We start from the raw sequence: 4,028 nt of genomic DNA, 5'->3' as shown, positions 1-4,028 counted from the left end.
CGGACAACCCCTACGGATTATCCCTGCGGCACAGAACCATTCCGCTGCGCACCGAACACGAGGGCAGGCAGGACTACTGCTGGGAGACCCAGCGGGTGTGGCGGGTGGTCAACGACAACGTCACCAACGGCCTGGGCGCCCACCCCTCCTACAAGCTCGTGCCGGGCGGGGCGATCCCGTCCATGTTCGATTGGGACTCGCCGGTCCTGCAGCGCGCCGGAGTCATCGGCCACACCGTGTGGGTCACGCCGAACCGTCCCGATGAGCGCTGGCCGGCAGGCGAGTTCGTGAACCAGAGTGGGCCCGGTCTCGGCCTGCCCCGCTGGACCGCGGCCGACCGCCCCATCCAGAACACCGACGTGGTGCTCTGGTACACCTTCGGGATCCACCACATCACCCGTGCGGAAGACTGGCCGATCATGCCGGTCGACACGGTGTCGTTCTGGCTCAAGCCCGTCGGGTTCTTCAATCGCACGCCGGCGTTGGACGTCGCGCCCACCCCGGCAACCGACTGCCACCACGACGGCGGGGACGCCCGACACCGCAAAACATGGAGGTGACGCACATGTCGGAGAAGAAGCTCTTCCACAACATCATCGGTGGTGAGGTCCGGGCTCCGGCCGACGGGAGGCTGATGGACATCGTCAACCCCGCCACGGGGGAAACCTATGCCGCGGCGCCGAATTCGTCGGCCGACGACGTCGACCGGGCGTTCAGGTCGGCGGCACGGGCATTCGAGTCGTGGCGCTGGAGCACCCCCGGGGACCGGCAGCGGGCGCTGCTGGAACTCGCCGATACCATCGAGGAGAACGCCGAGGACCTCGTGGCGGTCGAAAGCGAGAACACCGGCAAGCCGATCGGGTTGACGACCTCGGAGGAGATTCCGCAGGTGCTCGACCACCTGCGGTTTTTCGCGGGCGCCGCGCGTGTCCTCGAAGGCCGTGCCCAGGCCGAGTACATGCCGGGGTACACCTCGTCGGTGCGCCGCGAACCCGTCGGCCCGGTCGCGCAGGTGGCGCCGTGGAACTACCCGATGTTGATGTTGGTGTGGAAGTTCGCGCCCGCGCTGGCCGCCGGCTGCACGACGGTGCTCAAACCGTCGGACACCACGCCGGCGTCGGCGTTCTGGATCGTGGAGAAGATGCAGGAGATCTTTCCACCCGGGGTCTGCAACCTGGTCTGCGGCGACCGCGACACCGGTGCGGAACTCGTCGCGCACCCGGTGCCGCAGATGGTGTCGATCACCGGATCCGTCGGGGCCGGGATGGCGGTGGCGGCCAGCGCGGCCAAGGACCTCAAACGCGCGCATCTGGAGCTCGGCGGCAATGCACCGGTGGTCGTCTTCGATGACGCCGACATCGCGGCCACCGTGCGCGGCCTCACCGAGGCGGGCTATTTCAACGCCGGGCAGGATTGCACCGCGGCCACGCGCATGATCATCGGCGACGGCATCTACGACGAGTTCCTGGCGGCCATGTCGGACGCGGTGGGCGAGATCAAGACCGGCTACGACCCGGCCGACGAGGACATCCTGTACGGCCCGATCAACAACGCAAACCAGCTCGAGAAGGTCTCCGGCCTGGTCTCGGGCGCGCCGGCGCATGCCCGGCTGCTCACCGGCGGCCGCCGCAAGGACGGCGCCGGCTTCTTCTACGAACCCACCCTGATCGCCGACTTGCACCAGGACGACGAGCTGGTCGCGACCGAGATCTTCGGACCGGTCATGACCGCGCAGCGGTTCGGCGACGAACGGCAGGCCGTCGCCATGGCCAACGGCACCGAATACGGGCTCGCGTCATCGGTGTGGACCCGCAACGCCGACACCGCGGCGCGGATGGCGGCGCAGCTGGACTTCGGCTGCGTGTGGATCAACGCCCACATCCCGCTGGTGGCCGAGATGCCGCACGGCGGCTTCAAGCACTCCGGGTACGGCAAGGACCTGTCCCTGTACGGGCTGGAGGATTACACCCGCATCAAGCACGTGATGCACCATCACGGGTTCACGGGCTGAGCCGGGGATCCGCGGGACGAAACATCACCAGGATCAGCCCGGCCGCGAACACCACCGCGGTCGCCCACGGGAAGCGCCCGTCCGGAGCGAAGCCGTCGGCGGCCAGGTACTCGAGGCTGTAGACGGCCATCGCGGCGCCGGCCAACGTGACCGCCTCGCCCCAGCGGTGGGGGAGCCGGACCCCGAAAGTGGGCAACGGGGCACCGAAAATGCGCCGCTGCCAACCCAACACGACCATCTCCGCGCCGGTCATTACCGTCAGGACGACGACCCACTCGAGTCGGGCCAGCCACCACGCCGCCGATCCCTCGACCGGTTGGGGCAACAGTCCGGCCGGGTAGGCGACGACCGCGACGATCACGGCCGGGATCATGTGCCACAGGTAGAGCGCCATCACGTTGGTGTTGGCGACCGACAGCGCGCGCCGCACCCAGCCGGCGCGTAGCGCCCGGCTGACCGCAGGGGCGAGCGCGATCGCCAGCCCGGCCTCGGTGCACCCGAACGCCAGCATCGCCGCGTTCGGCGGCGTCGTGTTCTCGATGGCCTGGCCGGGAACGCCGATCATGCTCACCGGATATCCGCCCCGCCAGATCAGCAGCGCCAGCGCGACCGCCGACCCGGCCGCCAGCAGCAGCGGCCTGAGCCCGCCCAGCAGGCCACCGTGCCACGCGATTCCGAGCTGATAGAGCAGCCCCCAGCAGAACACGTAGTTCAGCCATCCGAGGTAGGGGACATGGCCGTGCACCGACGCGGCGTCCACTGCGATGACTCCGATCGCCAGCGCCGCCGCAACCCCGAGACCCCAACGTCCCTGCGTGGCAACCGCGATGGGCGTCAGCGACACCACAATCAGGTAGATGGCGAGAAACCACAGGTGCATGGCCGCCGCCCAGCCCGCGTAATCGAGCAGGGAGCCCGACACGCCGAGGAACTCCGCGACGGCCACGGCGACCCACACCGGCGCGACGTACGCCGCCGTCGGCCCGAGAACGCGGGCCAGCCGATGCCGGGTCCACGCGTGGCGGGAGAAGTCGTCGCCGGCGCGCCGACGCGTCCAGGAGATCCCACCGGCGTAGCCGGCGACCAGGAAGAACACCGGAACGGCCTGGAAGATCCAGGTCAACCACTGGGTCCACGGCAGATCGAGCAGCGGATTCTGCCGACCGAATTGCCCGCCGTGGTACGTCACCGAACCGGCCAGCCAATGTCCCAGCACGATCAGCACCACACCGGAGACCCGGTAGAAGTCGACGGCGAGATTGCGCGCCTGCCGCGTGGTGGTGGCGCCGTCCATCAGTTCGCCGAAAGGTCCATGCGGTGCACGCGGGCCACGGTACCCGCGCCGTGCCCCGAAGTCGCCCACGGCACAATGACTCCATCAGAGAAGATGACTCGACGAGACAAGGGCGGGTTTCATGAAGCAGGCCCACCTCGGCCGCCTCGATGTCGGACGCGTCGGCCTGGGCGCGATGGGCATGTCCGTGGCCTACGCCGGCGCGGGCGGCGACGACGCGGAGTCCGTCCGCACCATCCACCGCGCCATCGACCTCGGCGTCACGCTCATCGACACCGCCGAGGTGTACGGCCCCTACGTCAACGAAGAGCTCGTCGCGCGCGCCCTGCGGGGCCGGCGGGATCGGGTCGTGCTGGCGACCAAGTTCGGCCTGCTGTCCCACACCGGTCGGCACGGCCTGGACAGCAGCCCTGCCAATGTCCGCATCGCCGTGGACGGTTCGCTCAAGCGGCTGGGGACCGACCACATCGACCTCTGTTATCAACACCGGCTGGACCGCGGCACCCCGATCGAGGAGACGATGGGGGCGTTGTCCGAGCTGGTGGCCGCCGGCAAGATCCGGCACATCGGCCTGTCCGAGGTCGGGATGAACACGATCCGCCGCGCGCACGCCGTGCACCCCGTCACGGCCGTGCAATCGGAGTACTCGATCTGGACCCGCGACCCCGAGGACGGGGTACTGGCCGTGCTGCGTGAACTCGGGATCGGCTTCGTCGCCTACTC

Annotated in this window: 4 protein-coding genes; 3 read left to right on the top strand and 1 reads right to left on the bottom strand. The window is 69.2% G+C overall.

Annotation, left to right across the window (positions count from 1 at the left end):
* Positions 1-560 (top strand): copper amine oxidase (locus tag AC2VOR_RS19740; protein WP_486964355.1); only part of this gene is annotated, 560 nt, incomplete at its 5' end.
* 5 nt (positions 561-565) lie between these two features.
* A complete protein-coding gene (locus AC2VOR_RS19735) occupies positions 566-2,011 on the top strand; it encodes a gamma-aminobutyraldehyde dehydrogenase (RefSeq protein WP_486964354.1) in 1,446 nt (481 codons plus the stop codon).
* On the opposite strand, the gene AC2VOR_RS19730 is transcribed toward AC2VOR_RS19735, so the two are convergent.
* A complete protein-coding gene (locus AC2VOR_RS19730) occupies positions 2,001-3,305 on the bottom strand; it encodes an acyltransferase family protein (protein WP_486964353.1) in 1,305 nt (434 codons plus the stop codon). The genes AC2VOR_RS19735 and AC2VOR_RS19730 overlap by 11 nt on opposite strands.
* A gap of 121 nt (positions 3,306-3,426) precedes the next feature.
* Between AC2VOR_RS19730 and AC2VOR_RS19725 the strand changes: the two genes are divergently transcribed.
* On the top strand, positions 3,427-4,028 hold a 602-nt coding region (locus tag AC2VOR_RS19725; protein WP_486964352.1), incomplete at its 3' end, for an aldo/keto reductase.

The sequence above is a fragment of the Mycobacterium sp. TH-M103 genome, from assembly GCF_057473785.1.
Note: the sequence above shows the minus strand (reverse complement) of the source record. Positions and strands in the feature narration are given on the sequence as shown.